Raw genomic sequence first — 15,565 nt, 5'->3', positions numbered from 1 at the left:
CCCAACGACGCGCGGAAGTCACCCACCCGTGGCCGTTGCCGGTCGACGGGTCGGTCGAGTCCCGCACCCCATCCCACGAGATGACGGCCCACCGGATGCGGCGCACCCGGTGTGTTGGCAGGTCTTCGGACTCGTGGGCGGCGCCGGAGCTACCGGCAATTCCTACTGGCCGTCGCTTCCCGGATCGTCGCGATGGACGCGTCCAGTGCTCTGGTGACGGCGTTCGTTCCCAGTGACCGCTGCGGGGGCAGTTCCGGATTCACACCGGATTCCCTCTCGCCGAACAGGTACCGGGGCTCCGGGTGTCGACTCGGCGCGGGCCGCCGACTACCGATCGGCTCGCGAACCAACTACCCAGCTAGGCTACCTCCGGCTGTCAAGACCGCGCCGTGCGCCCCCGGAGTAGCAGTGTGGTCTTGGGCCGCGGGACATCCCCGCCACGCGATCTCAGCTGTCCACGCGGCCTTGGATCTCGCTCAGCGACATCAGTTGCCGCCCGAGCTCGGTGATCGAGCCGGACAGCGACGGATAGACCGAGAAGCTGTAGGCCAGATCCTTGGCCGTCAGGCTGTTCTGCACCGCCACCGCGATCGGCAGGATGAGCTCCGAGGCCTCCGGCGCCACTACAACGCCGCCGATCACTGTTCCGCTGGGCCGGAGCACGATCAGCTTCACGAAGCCCTGCCGGACGCCGGCCATCTTCGCCCGCGGGTTCGTCGCCAGCGGCAGCATCAGGGTCTGCACGTTCGTCATCCCGGCATCGACGTCGCTCTGGGTGGCACCGACGGTCGCGATCTCCGGATGGGTGAACACGTTGGCGGACACCGTGTTCAGCTTGAGTGGCGGGACACCCTCACCGAGCGCGTGCCACATCGCGATCCGGCCCTGCATGGCCGCGACCGAGGCCAGCATCAGCACACCGGTGCAGTCGCCGGCGGCGTAGATGCCGGGAACCGAGGTGCGCGACACCCGGTCGACGCCGACGAAGCCGCCCTTGTCCGTCTCGATCCCGACCTTGTCCAGGCCGATCCCGGTGGTGTTGGGCACCGAACCGACGGTCATCAGGCAGTGCGAACCGCGAACCTCGTCGCCGCCGGTGACGGTCACCACCACCTCGTCGCCGTCCCGCCGGACCCCCTCCGCGCGGGACCTCTTCACCAGGGTCGAGCCGCGCTCGGCGAAGACCTCCTCGATCACCGCGGCGGCGTCGGCGTCCTCACCCGGCAGCACCCGGTCCCGGCTGGACACCAGGGTCACCTTGACCCCCAGCTCGGTGTAGGCGGAGGCGAACTCCGCCCCGGTCACGCCGGAGCCGACGACGATCAGGTGTTCCGGCAGCTCGCTCAGCGAATAGACGTCCCGCCAGGTCAGGATGCGCTCGCCGTCCGGCTCGCAACCGACCGCCACCCGCGGGGTCGCGCCGGTGGCGATCAGCACCACATCGGCGGCCAGGGTGTGCTCCGCCCCACCCGGTTCGGTGACCTTGACGACGTGCCTGGCCAGACCGGGCTCGGAGTCGTCGAGCTGCGCCCGACCGTCGATCAGCGTCACCCCGTCGGCCAGCAGCCGAGTCCTGATGTCCGCGGACTGCGCTGCGGCGAGCTGGTTCACCCGCCCGTGCACGGCCGCCACGTTCACCACCACGTCGTCGGCCGGGACGTCGATGCCCAGCTCGCCCGCCTCGCGCACCGAGGTCCGGCCGCCGGCCGATGCGATAAAGGTCTTGGACGGAACGCAGTCGAGCAGCACGCAGCTGCCGCCCGCACCCTGGTCCTCGACCAACGACACGTCGGCCCCGTACTGCACAGCTACCAGGGCGGCCTCGTAGCCCGCCGGCCCGCCACCCATGATCACGATGCTGGTCATGTTGCCTCCCCTCTCGTCCCTCACGGGTCGGCCCCGCTCAGTGTCATTCGTTCGTTCGCAAGCTCACTCACGTCAGGACAACCGTATCGGGATCCGGGCCGCCGGCAGGTCACCCGCCGGGAGTCGCGATGCCGCTCTCGTAGGCGAGCACCACCAACTGTGTCCGATCCCGCAGGCCGAGCTTGCCCAGCAGTCGACTGACGTGCGTCTTCACCGTCGGGACGCTCACCACCATCCGAGCGGCGATCTCGGCGTTCGTCCGGCCGGTGGCCACCTCGGCGAGCACCTCGCGTTCACGATCGGTCAGCTCACCCCAACCAGGCGGCGCCGCGAGTCCGGTCACCGGCGATCGCCGGACGAATTCGCCGATCAGCCGCCGGGTAGCCGCCGGCGCGAGCAACCCGTCACCGGCCGCCACCACCCTGATGGCTGCCAGCAGCTGCTCGGGCGGGGTGTCCTTCAGCAGGAAGCCGGCAGCACCCGCTCGCAACGATCCGAAGACGTACTCGTCGTCATCGAAAGTGGTCACCACCAGCACTCTCGGTCCGGAACCCACAGAGGTGGTCGACGAGATCAGCGCGGTCGCCTCCATGCCGTCCATCACCGGCATCCGCAGGTCCATCAGCACCACGTCGGGTGATTCCTGCCTGGCCAGTTGCGCCGCCTGGGCGCCGTTGGCCGCCTCGCCGACGACCGTCAGGTCGGGCGTTGCCGAGATGAGTGCGCGGAAACCGGCCCGGATCAGCGCCTCGTCATCGGCGATCAACACCCGGATCGGCGTCGTCGTCGCGTCGGTCACCGTCGACCACCGACCGGTGTCGGGGCGACCAAGGGCAACTCGGCCCGGACCGAGAATCCGCCGCCCGCAAGGCTTTCGGCGACCAGCGTGCCGCCCCACAACTCGACCCGCTCACGCATCCCGGTGAGCCCGAACCCGCCGGCTGCCTGCGGATCCCGGACGGATTGGACACCGCGGCCGTTATCGGTCACCTCGATCCGCAACCGCTGTTCCGTCCGGACCATGGTCACCTGCACCCGATCGGCCGCTGCGTGCTTGACCACGTTCGTCAGCGCTTCCTGGATCAGTCGATATCCGGTCGTTTCCAGCAGCGGGGGCAGTCCGTTCCCGGTGCCCGTCGAACTCACGACGACCTCGATGCCGCCGGCCCGCACACCGTTCAGCAGGACGTCCAGATCTGCCAGCGTAGGCGTGCCAACGGCGTCCGGGCCGATCGCCGGCTCCCTGGTGGACCGCAACACCCGACGCAGCTCGATCAGCGCCGACCTGCTGCCCTGTTCGATGGCAGCGAACGCCTGCCTCGCTTGGTCGGGGTCTGCATCGGCGAGCATTCTGCCGGCACCGGCCCTGACCGCGATCATGCTCAGGGTGTGCGACACGATGTCGTGCACGTCCCTTGACACCCTGACCCGTTCCTCGGCCCGGATCCGGGCCTCCCGCTCCGACCGTGCCCTTGCCGTCTGCTCGGCCAGCTCGCGCCGCGTCTCCCGTCGCCCCCGGACCGCGTCGCCGAGCAGATAGGCAGGCAGCGCGATGACCAGCTGCACGAAGTTCTGGTCCTGATCCGGATACCACCGCAGCGCGAGCAACCCTCCGGCGCCCAGCACAGCGATCACCACCACGGAGGCCACCAGCGCGCGGCGACGGGCCAGCCAGGCGGCAACGGTGAACACCGCCACCGCGATCGCCAACCCTGCGTTGCTCACCAGGAAGGTGAACCGGACGCCGGTGAGCAACGCGGCCAGCTCGACCGCCGCGACCGCGGCCAATACCGGTACCGGCGCCCATCGACGGAACACCAGCGGCGCAGTGTCTGCGATCGCGAAACCGGCGATCGCCCACCACGGTCCGCGACCGGCGTCCAGCCCGATCAATACGGGGCCGCTGAACACCACCAGACAGCTCAGTGCCACCAGCAGGTCGGTGAGATCGGGCGCCGGTCGGGGTCCGCTGATCCGCGGCCGAGTGAACATTCCAGACACGGTAGCGGCGCGCCACCCGCCGTCGCGTCATCCGGCAGACCGGAGCCGTCGTCATCCCGGGGGATGACGGGAGGCCGGGTCACCGGCGCGCGGCGGATCCCGGATCGAGCCTTCGGGCCGACGACGATGGGCCGGCCGGTGACCAGGCTGGATCACATGAGGATGAACACCAGGACCACTACCGAAACCGACACCGCGACCCCCACCGGCCGGCTGTCGCCGGCGTCGCTGACGCTCTGCGCCGTTCTGCTGATCGTTGGCGTGGGCGCCGGCGCGATCACCTTCGCGGGCAGGTCGGACGTCCGTGAGGCCGTCCGTCCGGGAACCTCCGCCTGGCCGGTCCACCTGGTCCTGGCCGTCGTCGGCCTCGGTTGGCTGACGGCAGCAATGCTGCGTCGCCGACGGACCGCGGGCGCCGGTCTTTTTCTGTTGGCACCGCTCGGTCGCGCTGCGGCGCAACGACTCCGGTTGACCCTGCGGCAAGCCCCGTGGCGCCTCCTGGTCGGTCTGCCGGCGCTGGCGCTGCTGCTGTTCACGCCGGTACGGGTCGGCGAGCAGTTGATCGCCGGACTGGATCCCAATTTCGTGAGCAACGCCTGGGGCGGTCCGACCTACCTCGGTGCGATGGCCTGCCACTACCTCGACTCGGCGCTGATTGCGGCCACCTGCGTCGTGCTGCTGGACCTGCTGTTGAAGCGACCGGCCGCAGCGACCCGACCGGTGTAGGACGCCGGGTCACGACGGACCCACTACCCTGCTTGCCATGCCGTTGTATGCCGCCTATGGATCCAACATGGATCCGACCCAGATGCTCCAGCGCTGCCCGTCCTCACCGATGGCCGGCACCGGCTGGTTGCCGGGCTGGCGACTGACCTTCGGCGGCGAGGACCTGGGTTGGGAGGGTGCGCTGGCCACCATCGTCCAGGACGACTCGCCCAGCGGCAGTGCCGCCGCGTCCTCGGTATTCGTGGTGCTCTACGACCTGTCGGCCGCCGACGAGCGCACGCTGGATTCGTGGGAGGGCGCAGACCTGGGGCTGTACACCAAGATCCGGCTGCGGGTGCACACCTTGGAGGGCGACAAGCTGGCCTGGCTGTACGTGCTGGATGCCTTCGAGGGCGGGTTGCCGTCAGCCCGGTACCTCGGGGTGATCGCGGACGCCGCCGAGGCGGCCGACGCCCCCACCGAGTACGTGCGCGAACTGCGTACCCGGCCGTGCCGCTCGATCGGCAGCTGAGAACGGCGCCGTCAGCCGGATCAGTCCTGCTTTACCAGCGGCGCCAGTAGTTCCAACGCCAGTGCCCGGCCGGCGGCACGGCGCTCGTCCGGCGTCCCGACGGCGACCGGCAGCTCCGATGGCATCGTCCCCATCACCAGCGCGCCGAACCCGAGGGTGGCCCGGATCGACTGCGCCGCGTCGGGCTCCGGTCCGGCCAACTGCTGCATCAGCCGCATGATCTGGCCGACGTGTCGCCGGCCGAAGTCCTTGGAACTCATCGACGTGGGGTTTGCCTGGCCGAACCGCATCACCAGACCCGAGTCGCCGCTGAACAGATCGATCAACCGGTCGATCAGCTGCTCGTTCCGATCGATGGACGGCTCCGTTCCCTCCAGCCACTCGATCAGGTCATTGACCCTGGCGGCGTGCGCGTCCATCGCCGCGGTGACGATGTCGTCCTTGGTGCGGAAGTGGTAGTACAGCGCGGCTTTGGTCACGCCGATCTCGTCGGCGATCTCCCGCAAGGAGGTCTTGTCGTAGCCCTGGTCGATGAACTTCCGCATCGACACCGCGACGATCTCGTCCCGCGTATTGCGCTTGGTCTGCGCCACCGTGCCTCCGTTCGAAGTTCGGCCCATGCCGGGTCCGGAAATCCTACTTGACGACCGGCTAGTGTTGTGTTTACCTGTCGGCAGGCTAGTAACTAGCCGGTCGACAAGTAAGTGAGGCTCTGATGACGACTGTACCTTCGTCCCAACCCAACACGTCCGCCCCGCCCGATGCTCCCGCCGAACCGTCGCGCACCGGCGGCCGAAAACTCTGGCCGATCATGGTCTCGCTGGTCCTCGCGCTGATCCCGGTGCAACTGGACGGCCTGGTCGCCGCCACCGCGATGCCGACCATCGCCGGTGACCTCGGCGGGTTCGATCGGATCGCCTGGATCGCCACCAGCTTCCTGCTGGCGATGGCGATCGGCACCGTGGTGGCCGGCCGGCTCGGCGACATGTTCGGCCGCCGCCGGCTGCTGCTGGCCGCGCTTGCGGTGTTCTTCCTCGGCTCGCTCTGGTCGGGAATCTCCACTTCGATGACGGAGCTGATCCTCGCCAGGGCCCTGCAGGGCATCGGCGCCGGGATGACCTTCACCTCGCTGCTGGCCTCGGTGGCCGACATCGCGCCGCCGGAGAAAAGGGCCCGCTACCAAGGGGTTTTCGGCGCGGTGGCACCGTTCTCGATGATCATCGGGCCGTGGGTCGGCGGCCTGATCACCGATCACCTCGGCTGGCGGTGGATCTTCCTGTTGAACCTGCCGCTGGTGGCCATCGCGATGACCGGCATCGCCGTACTGCTGCGACTTCCCAAGACCCACCGCGGCGGCCGGGTCGACGTCGCCGGCCTGATCTCGGTCTCGGTAGCCGCCGCCGGCATCGTGCTGGCCGTCAGCTGGGGCGGCAACCAGTACCCATGGCTGTCCTGGCAGGTGATCGGCGCCGCCATGGTCGGCCTGCTGGGCGTTGCCGCCACGGTCTACGCCGAACGGCGAGCCGTGAATCCGGTGCTCCCGCTGGATCTGTTCCGGAACCGGTCGGTGCTGATGGCGTTCTGTGTGATGGCGCTGGCCCCCGGCGCGGTGATGATGGCCTCGATGAACTACCTGCCGGTGTTCTTGCAGGTGGTGCAGGGTCATTCGGCCAGCAACAGCGGCCTGTTGCTGCTGCCGATGCTGCTGCCGGCGATCGCGGTGGCGATGCTGGTCGGCGGCTGGACCAGCAAGGGCAACCGATTCCGTCCGGTGATGATCGCCGGTACCGCCCTGTTGGCCGTCTCGTCGGCGTTGCTGGCGACGATGACCAGCGGGACACCCGGTTTGCTGACCGCGGTGTTCATGGTGCTGGGTGGTGCGGGCATCGGACTGTTGTTCCAGACCCCGCTGGTGTTGGTGCAGAACAGCGCACCGGCCGGCGAGGTGGGAGCCGCCACCGGCGCGGCATCGTTCCTGCGCAGCGTGGGTGGAGCCATCGGTGTCGGTGGCCTCGGGGCACTGTTCGGCTCCCGGTTCTCCGACTACTTGACCAGCCATCCCGCGACCGGGACGGCCGGGATGAGCATCGGCGATCTCGGCCCGGCGCAGTTGGCCGCGCTGCCGGCCGATGCCCACCGGACGGTGATCGACGCCGCCGTGTCCGCGAACTCGATCCTGTTCTGGGCGGCCGCCGTGGTCGCCGCGCTGGCAGTCGTTGCGGCCTGGGCGGTTCCGCGGATGACGGCCACCGAGCGGACGGTCTCCGAAGTCGTCGAGGTGGGCAGGTGACCGCAACCGCGCGGCCCAATGACCTGACCGATCAGCCGAGCCGCCGCGCCGCCTCCTCCAACACCTCGATGGTGGCCGCCAGGTAACCGCGGATTGCGGCCTGCTCCGACCGGTTGTAGCCGGCGAGGATCTCCTCCATCGCCGTCGCCAGGTCGGCGAAGGCCCGGCGGACCGCCGGCGGGTGGTCGATCACTGCGGTGATCAGCACCCGCCGGCGGTCGTCCGGGTCCGGGTCCCGGCTGGCGTAACCAACGCGCACCAGGCGATCGACCAACGCGGTGATGGCGCTGCGGGTCAACCCGGTCTGCTCGGCCAGCGCTCCGGCGGTCAGCGGGCCACTCCGGTCGATGATGTCCAGCGCCTTGTGGTCGGCGGCGCTCAGGCCCATCCGGTCGGCCAGCGCCTGGTGGAACATCACCACCGCCGCGCTCAGCCGGCGGCCCAGCAGCGGGCCGTCCGTCGCGCCGTCGTTCGGGTCGTCCATGAATCTCCCTGTGCCACCTGTCGGGCCGGCCTGTATAGTTCACTTCGTTGAACTATTCGATCAATCGAAGGATACGCGATGACCAGCCCCACCCATCGACGACAGGCCGCCGACCAGTCGGGGGCCACCGACTCCCCGGCCGAACTGCTCGATCGACTCACCGACACCTGGGGGCGCGGCGATGCGGCCGGGTACGCCGCGCTGTTCACCCCGGATGCGGACTACGTCACCTACGACGGCACCCACCTCCGTGGTCGGGACGAGATTCGTAACGCCCATCAGCCACTGTTCGACAAGTTCCTGCGCGGATCGAGCCTGCACTGGTCACAGTCCGAGATGCGTGACGTGACACCGGATCTGACCCTGTTGACCGCTCGCGGCGCAGTGATCATGCGCTGGCAGCGCAGGCCGAAGCCGCGCCGCAAGCGGATGTCGACCATCACCCTGCTCGCGGTCCGTGACGGCGACGGCCGGTGGCTGTTGACGTCGTTCCAGAACACCAGATACCGGCCGTTCGCGGAGTCCCTGATCGGCCGCATCGTCACCCGCAAGTCCGCCGGAACCTGACCCGCCCGTCAGCCCGTCTCATCACCCGCGAGCCGTCGGGCACATGACCCGCCCGTCAGCCCCCGATCGTCACCCGCAAGTCCGCCGGAACCTGACCCGCCCCGTCAGCCCGGATCATCACCCGCCGGCCGGAAACTGACTCGGCTTACCGCGAGCCGCCGGACTGGGCGGCCAGCACCGTCTGCACCAGCACCCTGATCCCGACCGGAATCGCGCGTTCGTCCGCGGTGAAGGCGGCGGAGTGCAGGTCGCTCTGCGGACCGACGCCGTCCCACACGCCGAGCCGGGCGAGCGCACCCGGCGCGTGCTCGAGCATTTCGGCGAAGTCCTCGGACCCGGTCGACTGTTCGGCGTCCATCGCGGCGTCCGGGCCGAGCGCGGCGGCGACCCCGGCGCGCAGCAGAGCCGTTGCGTAGGCATCGTTCTCGACCGGCGGGACGCCGCGATGCACGCGCAGGTCGTAGCTCACCGACGTCGGCGCCAGCAGTCCGGCGACCAGCTCGCGGATCAGTCCTTCGGCGCCGTCCCAGGCCTCTCGCCGCATCAGCCGCAGGGTGCCCCGCAGTACGCCTTCCTGCGGGATGGCGTTGGCCGCGTCGCCGGCCTGCACCGCTCCCCAGACCAGCACCGCGCCGGCCCTCGGGTCCATCCGCCTGGTCAGCAGCAACGGGAGCCCGGTGATCACCGTGCCGAGGGCGTTCACCACGTCGGCCGTCAGATGCGGCCGGGAGGTGTGCCCGCCGGGACCGGTGATCCGCAGTTCGATCAGGTCCGAGGTCGAGGTGATCGGGCCGACCTTCAGCCCGATCCGGCCGACCGGGGTGCGCGGTTCGCAGTGCAGCGCGAACGCCTGGTCGACGTCGTTCAGTCCGCCGGCCTGGATCACCTCGGCGGCGCCGCCCGGCATCACCTCCTCGGCCGGCTGGAACAGCAGCCTGACCCGGCCGGTCAACGCGCCGGAGGCGTGCAGGGCGAGCCCGGCGCCGAGCACGGCGGTCAGGTGCAGGTCGTGGCCGCAGGCGTGCGCCGTGCCGGGGATCGTCGAGCTGAACGGCAGCCCGCTGGTCTCGCGCAGCGGCAGCCCGTCGATGTCGGCGCGCAACGCGACCACCGACGACCCGCTGCCGATCTCGGCGATCACGCCGGTACCGCCGGGGAGTCGACGGTGCTCGATACCGGCTCGGGTCAGCCAGGATTCGATGAGCTCGGTGGTGCGGTGCTCGGCAAAGCCCAACTCGGGATGACGGTGCACGTCCCGGCGCAGCGCGATCAGCTCGGCCAGCCGCTCGGCGAGGAAGTCGTCCAACCAGTCCGGCCCGCGGCCGGCGCCCAGGTCGGCAACGGCCTCACCGACGGGTCTGACGGCATCGGACGTGTCGGTATCGGTCTCTGCGGCACTCACGCATCCGGATGCTACCGGTGAACCAGTGTCACTCTTCGCCTCCGCGGCTCACGGGTAGCCGATTCAGCAACAGCCAGCCACACTGCAGGGGTCGGCAGGCACGAGAAGAGGTCCCATGGGCGACGACATCTCCAGCGGCACGTTCACCCGCGAGCAGCGGCAGAAGTACCGGCAGAAGGTCCGACTGTGCTTGGACGTCTTCGAACGGATGCTGGTCGAACACCACTTCGACTTCGAACGCCCACTCACCGGCCTGGAGATCGAGCTCAATCTGGTGCACCCCGACATGCAGCCGGCGATGGCGAATGCCGAAGTGCTGCAGGCGATCGAGGACCCGGCTTACCAGACCGAACTGGGTCGCTACAACATCGAACTGAACGTCGCACCCCGCCCGTTGCCCGGCGACTCCGCGCTGGAGCTGGAAGAGCTGCTGCGCACCTCGCTGGACCACGCCGAGGCCAAGGCGAACGAGGCCGACTCGCGGATCGTGATGGTGGGCATCCTGCCGACGCTGATGCCCGACCACCTGACCGGCGAGTGGATGAGCGCCAATCCGCGCTACCAGGCGCTGGACGACGCGGTGTTCGCCGCCCGGCGGGAGGATCTGGAGCTGGACATCACCGGCGTCGGGCCGGACGCCGAGTCGCTGCAGATGTTGACCGACTCGATCGCCCCGGAATCGGCCTGCACCTCAGTGCAGCTGCACCTGCAGGTCTCGCCGGGCGATTTCGCGGCGAACTGGAACGCCGCGCAGCTGCTGGCCGGGCCGCAGCTGGCGCTCGGCGCGAATTCGCCGTTCCTGTTCGGCAAGCGGCTGTGGGCCGAGACCCGCACCGAGCTGTTCCTGCAGACCACCGACACCCGCTCCCCGGAACTGCGCAACCAGGGCGTGCGGCCGCCGGTGTTCTTCGGCGAACGCTGGATCACCTCGATCTTCGATCTGTTCGAGGAGAACGTCCGGTACTTCCCGGCGCTGCTGCCGGAGACCACGGACGAGGACCCGGAAGCCGTGCTGGCTTCCGGGGTGGCCCCGAAACTGCAGGAACTGCGGCTGCACAACGGCACCGTCTACCGCTGGAACCGGCCGGTCTACGACGTGGTCGACGGAAGGCCGCACCTGCGGGTGGAGAACCGGGTGCTGCCGGCCGGCCCGACGGTCACCGATGTGCTGGCGAACGCCGCGTTCTACTACGGCTGCCTGAAAATGCTCTCGGCCGACGAGCGTCCGGTCTGGAGCAAGGTGACGTTCGACGCCGCGAAGGTGAACTTCGATGCCGGCGCCCGCCGCGGGGTGGACGCCACCTTCTACTGGCCCGGTTTCGGCGAAGTGCCGTGGGACGAGCTGATCCTGCGTCACCTGTTGCCGATGGCCGAGGAGGGCCTGGTGCGCTGGGGCGTGTCCACCGCGGTCCGGGACAAGTTCCTCGGCATCGTCGCGGGTCGGTGCCGGACCAGGCGCAACGGATCGTCCTGGCAGTCGGACACCGTCGCGGCGCTCGAGGACCGCGGACTGGACCGGCCGGCGGCGCTGACCAAGATGTTGGAGTTGTACTGCGAGGGCATGCACTCGAACGAACCGGTGCACACCTGGCCGCTGCCCTGAGGTCGCGGCGCGGGTCCTGAATCCGACAAGGGCCGGCGGCCCGGTGTGAGAAGGTGCACGACCACGGTGGCCCGATCGGCGTCCGCCGGGACCTAACATGCAGAGCATGAGCGACAGGACATCGTCGTCCGGGCAGCTGCCGCTGGAGACCGCGGGAGTGGCCACCGGGACGTACCAACAGTGGGTGGATGGCGTCGCCGGTGTGCTGCGCAAGGCGGGCAGACTCCCGATCGGGGATGACGCCCCGGCCGCCGGCGAGGTGCTCGCCGGAATCACCCGGCACACCATCGAGGGGCTGACGGTCCCACCGCTCGGGATTCGCGAGGTCGGCAACCCCGCGGCAGGCATTCCCGTGGCGCGCAGGTCCACCGACACCACCGAGGGCTGGGACATCCGGGGCTGGATCGCCGATCCCGATCCGGTCGCGGCGCGGGCGGCGGTGCAGGCCGACCTCGAGGGCGGCGCGAACTCGATCGTGCTCACGGTCGGTGCCGCCGGTACCGCTCCCACCGACGTCGCCGCCGTCCTGGAGCCGGTGCTGCTGGACATCGCGCCGGTCGTGCTGGATTCGCCGGACAACGATCCGGCCGCTCGCGCCGCCTTCACGACGTTCCTGGCGAACAGCGGAGTGACGCCTGCCACCGGCACCTCGTTCGGCGCCGACCCGCTGGCCGCTGCGTTGCGCGCAGGGTCGTCCGCCGATCTGTCCCGGATTCCTGAGATTGCCTCCAGCGCAACGGACCACGGCATCGGCGCGCTGGTGGTCGACGGGACCGCGGCACACGATCTCGGCGCCGGTGACGCCCAGGAGATCGGCTGGACGCTGGCCGTCGGGGTCACCTACCTCCGCGCGCTGGCCGATGCCGGTTCGGGAATCGACCCGGCAGTAGCGCTGCTCGACTTCCGATACTCGGTGACCGACGACCAGTTCCCTGCGATCGCCAAACTCCGTGCGGCACGCCAGTTGTGGGCCAGAGTCCTGGAGCTCTCCGGCGCGTCCGCGGTGCCGCAGCGGCAACATGCGGTGACCAGCCGGCCGATGATGAGCCGGTACGACGCCTGGGTCAACATGCTGCGCGGCACCGTCGCGGCCTTCGCGGCCGGCGCCGGTGGCGCCCAGGCGGTGACGGTGCTGCCGTTCGACAGCGCGCTCGGCGTCCCGGATGCGTTCGGCCGGCGAATCGCCCGGAACGTCTCGCACCTGCTGATCGGCGAGTCGCACGTGGCCGCGGTCGCCGATCCGGCGGGCGGCGCACCGGCCGTCGAACAGCTCACGGACGAACTGGCGGCCGCCGCCTGGGCGGAGTTCGGCCGGATCGAAACCAGCGGCGGCGCAGTCGAAGCGCTGGCCGACGGATCGTTCCTCGAGCGGGTCACCGCGGTGCGTGACGACCTCCGGAGCCGGCTGGCCACCCGCAAGGCGCCGCTGACCGGCGTCAGCGAGTTCCCGAACCCGACCGAACAGTTGCCGCAGCGCCGGCCGGCCGCGGAGTTCACCGGCTTCAGCTGGCCGGCCGATTTCGAGGCACTGCGCGACGCACCGGCGTCCGCTCCGGTCTTCTTGGCCACCCTCGGTCCGGTGGCGGCCCACTCGACGCGCGCCGGGTTCGCGTCGAACGCATTGGCTGCCGGCGGTATCGCCAAGGTTGCCGCGGGACCGACGGCCGATGTCGAAGACGTGCTGGCCGCCTACGATTCGTCCGTCACCGAAGTCGTCTGCCTGACCGGCACCGATGTCGACTATGCCGCCCGCGGCCCCGAGACCATCGTTGCGCTACGCGCAGCGGGAGCCCGCACCATTCTGCTCGCCGGGAGACCGAGTGCCGAGCTCACAGTCCTGGTGGACGACCACATTGCGATCGGCGCCGACATACCGGCGCTGTGTGTTCGCATTCGCGGATACCTCAACAACGCTGCCGGGGAGACATCATGAGCATCCCGAAGAGCTTCGCCGAACTGCCGCTGGCCGATCCGGAGCAACCCGGCCAGGCCGCGCCGATCCCGGCGAACCCACCCTGGAACTCCCCCGAAGGCATTGAACTGCAACGCATCTACCCGCCCGAGGCACTGGACGGCCTGGATGCCCTCGACACCTATCCCGGGCTGCCGCCGTTCCTGCGCGGGCCGTACCCGACGATGTACACCACGCAGCCGTGGACCATCCGGCAGTACGCCGGCTTCTCCACCGCTGAGGAGTCGAACGCGTTCTACCGCCGGAACCTGGCCGCCGGGCAGAAGGGGCTGTCGGTGGCCTTCGACCTGGCCACCCACCGCGGCTACGACTCCGACCACCCCAGGGTCGCCGGCGACGTCGGAATGGCCGGTGTGGCCATCGATTCCATCCTGGACATGCGGCAACTGTTCGACCACATCCCGCTCGGCACGATGAGCGTTTCGATGACGATGAACGGCGCGGTGCTACCGATCCTGGCGCTCTACATCGTGGCTGCCGAGGAGCAGGGGGTGCCGCCGGAGCAGTTGGCCGGCACCATCCAGAACGACATCCTCAAGGAGTTCATGGTCCGCAACACTTACATCTATCCGCCGGCCCCGAGCATGCGGATCATCTCGGACATCTTCTCGTACACCGCGGCGAAAATGCCGAAGTTCAACTCGATCTCGATCTCCGGATACCACATCCAGGAGGCCGGGGCGACGGCCGACCTGGAGCTGGCCTACACACTGGCCGACGGGCTGGAGTACCTGCGCGCCGGGGTGGCCGCGGGGCTGGACATCGATGCCTTCGCACCCCGGCTGAGCTTCTTCTGGGCGATCGGGATGAACTTCTTCACCGAGATCGCCAAGATGCGCGCGGCCAGGGCGCTGTGGACCCGGATCGTCAACGAGTTCGGTCCGAAGAACGCGAAGTCGCTGTCCCTGCGCACACATTCGCAGACCTCCGGCTGGTCGCTGACCGCGCAGGACGTGTTCAACAACGTTGCCCGAACCTGCATCGAGGCGATGGCCGCCACCCAGGGTCACACCCAGTCGCTGCACACCAACGCGCTGGACGAGGCGATCGCGTTGCCGACCGACTTCTCGGCGCGGATCGCCCGGAACACCCAACTGTTACTGCAGCAGGAGTCCGGCACCACCTCGATCATCGATCCGTGGGGCGGGTCCTACTACGTCGAGCGACTCACCCACGAGCTGGCCGCCAAGGCCTGGGCGCACATCGAAGAGGTGGAGAAGGTCGGCGGGATGGCCGCGGCGATCGAGGCCGGCATCCCGAAGATGCGGGTCGAGGAGGCCGCCGCCCGCACCCAGGCGAAGATCGACTCCGGGGTGCAGCCGGTGATCGGGATCAATGCGTATCGGGTGGACGTCGAGGAACCGATCGAATTCCTCAAGGTGGACAACGCCGCGGTCCGGGCCTCGCAGATCGCCAAGCTGGAGAAGCTGCGCGCCGAGCGGGATCCGGCGGCGGTGACCGCGGCACTGGATGCGCTGACCGCGGCCGCCGGCCGGGAATCCGGACCGGGACTCGAGTCGAACCTGTTGGCACTGGCCGTTGACGCCGCCAGGGCACACGCCACCGTCGGCGAGATCTCCGACGCGTTGGAGAAGGTGTACGGCCGGCACACCGCGGTGATCCGTACCATTTCCGGGGTGTACCGGGCAGAGGCGGGCGAATCGACGAAGGTGCAGCAGGTACTGGCGGCGACCGCGGAGTTCGCCGCCGCCGAGGGCCGCCGGCCGCGCATCCTGGTCGCCAAGATGGGCCAGGACGGGCACGACCGCGGGCAGAAGGTGATCGTCACCGCGATGGCCGACCTCGGGTTCGATGTCGATGTGGGCCCACTGTTCTCCACCCCGGAGGAGGTGGCCCGGCAGGCGGTCGACGCCGATGTGCACCTGGTCGGGGTGAACTCGCTGGCCGCCGGCCACCTGACCCTGGTCCCGGCACTCAAGGCGGCGCTGGCGGCCGAAGGGCGGCCGGACATCATGATCGTGGTGGGCGGCGTCATCCCGCCGGAGGACATCCCGACGCTCAAGGAGATGGGTGCCGTCGCGATCTTCGGACCGGGCACGGTGATCGCCGACTCCACCATGGACATCCTGCGACTGCTCTCGGCCGAACTCGGTCACGCCGCGGCCGGCTGACGGCGGCCACG

13 protein-coding genes and 1 riboswitch are annotated in these 15,565 nt (G+C 69.6%); of the genes, 7 read left to right on the top strand and 6 right to left on the bottom strand.

Annotated elements, in window-relative coordinates; all coding sequences use genetic code 11:
* Positions 1 to 99: 99 nt before the first annotated feature.
* A riboswitch (cobalamin riboswitch) is annotated at positions 100 to 310 on the bottom strand.
* 137 nt (positions 311 to 447) lie between these two features.
* The 3 genes from K340_RS0121200 to K340_RS32150 all read right to left on the bottom strand — a co-directional run bounded on the left by K340_RS0121200 (position 448) and on the right by K340_RS32150 (position 3,858).
* Positions 448 to 1,866, bottom strand: coding sequence for an NAD(P)H-quinone dehydrogenase (locus K340_RS0121200; RefSeq protein ID WP_029138168.1), 1,419 nt, complete (start codon positions 1,864 to 1,866; stop codon positions 448 to 450).
* Between the two features lie 109 nt (positions 1,867 to 1,975).
* Positions 1,976 to 2,665 (bottom strand): response regulator, encoded by a 690-nt coding sequence (locus tag K340_RS0121195; RefSeq protein WP_029138167.1) that lies wholly within the window; start codon positions 2,663 to 2,665, stop codon positions 1,976 to 1,978.
* Positions 2,662 to 3,858: a sensor histidine kinase gene (locus K340_RS32150; RefSeq protein WP_051267113.1), complete on the bottom strand. Its 1,197-nt coding sequence runs from the start codon at positions 3,856 to 3,858 to the stop codon at positions 2,662 to 2,664. The genes K340_RS0121195 and K340_RS32150 overlap by 4 nt, the downstream gene beginning before the upstream one ends.
* 165 nt (positions 3,859 to 4,023) lie before the next feature.
* Between K340_RS32150 and K340_RS34665 the strand changes: the two genes are divergently transcribed.
* Together K340_RS34665 and K340_RS0121180 are read left to right on the top strand one after the other, a co-directional pair.
* Complete coding sequence (locus K340_RS34665) at positions 4,024 to 4,593, top strand: hypothetical protein (RefSeq protein ID WP_211229580.1); 570 nt, start codon at positions 4,024 to 4,026, stop codon at positions 4,591 to 4,593.
* 37 nt (positions 4,594 to 4,630) lie between these two features.
* Positions 4,631 to 5,104, top strand: a complete 474-nt coding sequence (locus tag K340_RS0121180) for a gamma-glutamylcyclotransferase (RefSeq protein WP_029138166.1) — start codon at positions 4,631 to 4,633, stop codon at positions 5,102 to 5,104.
* 20 nt (positions 5,105 to 5,124) lie between these two features.
* Here K340_RS0121180 and K340_RS34660 read toward each other — a convergent pair whose 3' ends face one another.
* Positions 5,125 to 5,697, bottom strand: a complete 573-nt coding sequence (locus tag K340_RS34660) for a TetR/AcrR family transcriptional regulator (RefSeq protein WP_161632158.1) — start codon at positions 5,695 to 5,697, stop codon at positions 5,125 to 5,127.
* A 122-nt stretch (positions 5,698 to 5,819) separates the two neighbouring features.
* Here K340_RS34660 and K340_RS32135 point away from each other — a divergent pair, with 122 nt between their 5' ends.
* Positions 5,820 to 7,394, top strand: a complete 1,575-nt coding sequence (locus K340_RS32135; protein WP_084614724.1) for an MFS transporter — start codon at positions 5,820 to 5,822, stop codon at positions 7,392 to 7,394.
* A 31-nt stretch (positions 7,395 to 7,425) separates the two neighbouring features.
* Here K340_RS32135 and K340_RS0121165 read toward each other — a convergent pair whose 3' ends face one another.
* On the bottom strand, positions 7,426 to 7,878 hold the full coding sequence (locus K340_RS0121165) for a MarR family winged helix-turn-helix transcriptional regulator (protein ID WP_037366102.1): 453 nt from the start codon (positions 7,876 to 7,878) through the stop codon (positions 7,426 to 7,428).
* Positions 7,879 to 7,956: 78 nt separating this feature from the next.
* On the opposite strand from K340_RS0121165, the gene K340_RS0121160 reads away from it, so the two are divergent.
* Positions 7,957 to 8,445 carry an SgcJ/EcaC family oxidoreductase gene (locus K340_RS0121160; protein ID WP_029138164.1) on the top strand — a complete coding sequence of 163 codons (489 nt, stop codon included), beginning with the start codon at positions 7,957 to 7,959 and terminating at the stop codon, positions 8,443 to 8,445.
* Positions 8,446 to 8,590: 145 nt separating this feature from the next.
* Here the strand turns inward: K340_RS0121160 and K340_RS0121155 are convergent, their stop codons facing one another.
* Entirely contained in the window at positions 8,591 to 9,847 is a 1,257-nt protein-coding gene (locus K340_RS0121155; RefSeq protein ID WP_029138163.1) for an amidohydrolase, read from the bottom strand.
* A gap of 115 nt (positions 9,848 to 9,962) precedes the next feature.
* Between K340_RS0121155 and K340_RS0121150 the strand changes: the two genes are divergently transcribed.
* The 3 genes from K340_RS0121150 (at position 9,963) to scpA (ending at position 15,554) form a co-directional block, all read left to right on the top strand.
* Positions 9,963 to 11,450 (top strand): glutamate--cysteine ligase family protein, encoded by a 1,488-nt coding sequence (locus tag K340_RS0121150; protein ID WP_029138162.1) that lies wholly within the window; start codon positions 9,963 to 9,965, stop codon positions 11,448 to 11,450.
* A gap of 106 nt (positions 11,451 to 11,556) precedes the next feature.
* Positions 11,557 to 13,383, top strand: a complete 1,827-nt coding sequence (locus K340_RS0121145; RefSeq protein ID WP_084614723.1) for a methylmalonyl-CoA mutase family protein — start codon at positions 11,557 to 11,559, stop codon at positions 13,381 to 13,383.
* On the top strand, positions 13,380 to 15,554 hold the full coding sequence (scpA, locus tag K340_RS0121140; protein WP_029138160.1) for a methylmalonyl-CoA mutase: 2,175 nt from the start codon (positions 13,380 to 13,382) through the stop codon (positions 15,552 to 15,554). The genes K340_RS0121145 and scpA overlap by 4 nt, the downstream gene beginning before the upstream one ends.
* Positions 15,555 to 15,565: the final 11 nt, after the last annotated feature.

Source organism: Nakamurella lactea DSM 19367 (assembly GCF_000426645.1).
In the GTDB taxonomy this organism is placed as follows: domain Bacteria; phylum Actinomycetota; class Actinomycetes; order Mycobacteriales; family Nakamurellaceae; genus Nakamurella; species Nakamurella lactea.
This window is presented reverse-complemented; position numbering and strand designations above follow the sequence as displayed.

What these genes read in the sequence shown, in the direction of transcription:
- K340_RS0121200 (WP_029138168.1), bottom strand. Translation starts at nt 1,866, where the DNA reads ATGACCAGCATCGTGATCATGGGTGGCGGGCCGGCGGGCTACGAGGCC.
- K340_RS0121160 (WP_029138164.1), top strand. Translation starts at nt 7,957, where the DNA reads ATGACCAGCCCCACCCATCGACGACAGGCCGCCGACCAGTCGGGGGCC.
- scpA (WP_029138160.1), top strand. Translation starts at nt 13,380, where the DNA reads ATGAGCATCCCGAAGAGCTTCGCCGAACTGCCGCTGGCCGATCCGGAG.
- K340_RS32150 (WP_051267113.1), bottom strand. Translation starts at nt 3,858, where the DNA reads ATGTTCACTCGGCCGCGGATCAGCGGACCCCGACCGGCGCCCGATCTC.
- K340_RS0121150 (WP_029138162.1), top strand. Translation starts at nt 9,963, where the DNA reads ATGGGCGACGACATCTCCAGCGGCACGTTCACCCGCGAGCAGCGGCAG.
- K340_RS0121180 (WP_029138166.1), top strand. Translation starts at nt 4,631, where the DNA reads ATGCCGTTGTATGCCGCCTATGGATCCAACATGGATCCGACCCAGATG.
- K340_RS32135 (WP_084614724.1), top strand. Translation starts at nt 5,820, where the DNA reads ATGACGACTGTACCTTCGTCCCAACCCAACACGTCCGCCCCGCCCGAT.
- K340_RS0121145 (WP_084614723.1), top strand. Translation starts at nt 11,557, where the DNA reads ATGAGCGACAGGACATCGTCGTCCGGGCAGCTGCCGCTGGAGACCGCG.
- K340_RS34665 (WP_211229580.1), top strand. Translation starts at nt 4,024, where the DNA reads ATGAGGATGAACACCAGGACCACTACCGAAACCGACACCGCGACCCCC.
- K340_RS0121165 (WP_037366102.1), bottom strand. Translation starts at nt 7,878, where the DNA reads ATGGACGACCCGAACGACGGCGCGACGGACGGCCCGCTGCTGGGCCGC.